This window comes from Aquimarina litoralis (assembly GCF_019295435.1).
Taxonomy (GTDB): Bacteria; Bacteroidota; Bacteroidia; order Flavobacteriales; family Flavobacteriaceae; genus Aquimarina; species Aquimarina litoralis_A.
The window spans coordinates 1-1,617 of record NZ_WEKL01000101.1 but is presented as its reverse complement, the minus strand read 5'-3'; the positions used below and the strand labels follow the sequence as shown (position 1 = coordinate 1,617).

General features: G+C 29.0%; 3 protein-coding genes. All 3 read right to left on the bottom strand.

Annotated elements, in window-relative coordinates:
• Positions 1 to 452 precede the first annotated feature (452 nt).
• Positions 453 to 881, bottom strand: a complete 429-nt coding sequence (locus GBO31_RS23335; RefSeq protein ID WP_219011032.1) for a hypothetical protein — start codon at positions 879 to 881, stop codon at positions 453 to 455.
• Complete coding sequence (locus GBO31_RS23330) at positions 874 to 1,149, bottom strand: hypothetical protein (protein ID WP_219011031.1); 276 nt, start codon at positions 1,147 to 1,149, stop codon at positions 874 to 876. The genes GBO31_RS23335 and GBO31_RS23330 overlap by 8 nt, the downstream gene beginning before the upstream one ends.
• Before the next feature lie 243 nt (positions 1,150 to 1,392).
• A partial coding sequence (locus GBO31_RS23325) for a hypothetical protein (protein ID WP_219011030.1) occupies positions 1,393 to 1,617 on the bottom strand: 225 nt, incomplete at its 5' end.

Sequence of the window (1,617 nt, the reverse complement as noted above, 5' to 3'; positions counted from 1 at the left end):
CTCATTATTACATATCCAAAAAGAACCATTCCTTTATATTCAATACAATATTGTAGACTCTCTATAATAGTATCTTTATATCTTTTTCTTGTAAAAATATCTACCCAATCAAATACAGTAAATGTTATAAAGTGAGCTTTTGATTGATCTCTTATTTTGTAGCCATCTGTTTGCATTAAATGAATATACTAATAAATAACTGTTTTACGAAGTGCAAGTAATGCTGCGAAGTCGCAGACATTCGCAGAGCTTATTTAGAACTTTATTTTAGCTTTTTGAAGTTGTAAACTCTTTGCTCTTCGAAGTTTGCAACTTCGAAGGATTATTAATGATTATTATTAAGTTTGACATAAAAACCAGTTACAAGTTGGTGTAACTGGTTTATGTTTTTATTTATGTTTTTACAGCTACGAAGTTGCAAATGTTACATTCTTACTCATACCACTGCGAAGTTAAAAACTATCGCAGAGCATCACTCTTCGAAGAGCTAGGGGTATTTCATTAACTGAACCTATATAAATTAATTCTAATTTATTAAAACTCTCAAAATTGACATAACCATCATTGTGTGTATAACAAATAAAAGGCTTATTGTTTAACTCTCTTGAGAAGGCAGCTTCAATAACCTTACCTTCAATTATAGTTTCGTCAAACCTTATTTTTACAGATTTGATAGGAGTCGATTTTAAAACATCTCTATTATCTTTATTCATTATAAATAGAAAAACACTCCCATCATTTTTTGAATAAAATTCATAGTTCGTTATTTCGACTATCTTATCATTTTTTAATTGAAAAAAAATAGCTTGATTATTTGTCGTACAAGCAGTACTTAAAAATGTGATTGTCAAAATCAAAAAAAATAAAACTTTCTTATTCATTTCTTTGATAAAATTTAACTTTTGTAGACCCATATTGTTTTTGAACTTGTTTTAATGGTAAAACTTCAGGTTTAAAATTCTTCCCTCCTTTAGAAAAAACATAAACAGTCCCATCTTTACTTTTTCCATAATTTGCAACTACGTGTTGTTGCATACCTTCTCCAATGACAGCAGCTCCTTTTCCAAAAGGGACATTGTCAAAATTTTCTACTTCTGTGTAATTATTCAAATCAGAAGATATTAAATAAATTTTCTTAATCCTTTTCATAGTYTATAATTGTCTGTGTTGTAATTGGAAAATTACTTGTTTCTTGGACGGGTGTAGTACTGTTGCAAAGCTTACAAAATACAGACCTGATTTATTATGAAACTTATAATTTCTACTCATTGTAACAAAATACAAAAAGCTATACCTATCTGGCATAGCTTTTTGTCTTCTTTTTTATTGTTTATTTTGATCCGTACCAATCTTTGACGCCACTAGTTGCAAACTAGCGGTAGCGGGGGCAAACTAGCGGTAGCCCCATTCGTCATCCCATTTATAAAATATTATTTTTAATAAATTCTTTAATTCTCTAATATTATTTTCATCTTTCATTTGCATAATTGGATCTTTTGTCCCAAAATATACAAAACTTAGCTTTTCATTCTTTTTTATCCAGATTTGCTCTATTATTTGTCCTCCAATAAGAAAATAATCTTTGGGACAAGATTGTTCATAGACCTTTGAGTCTAG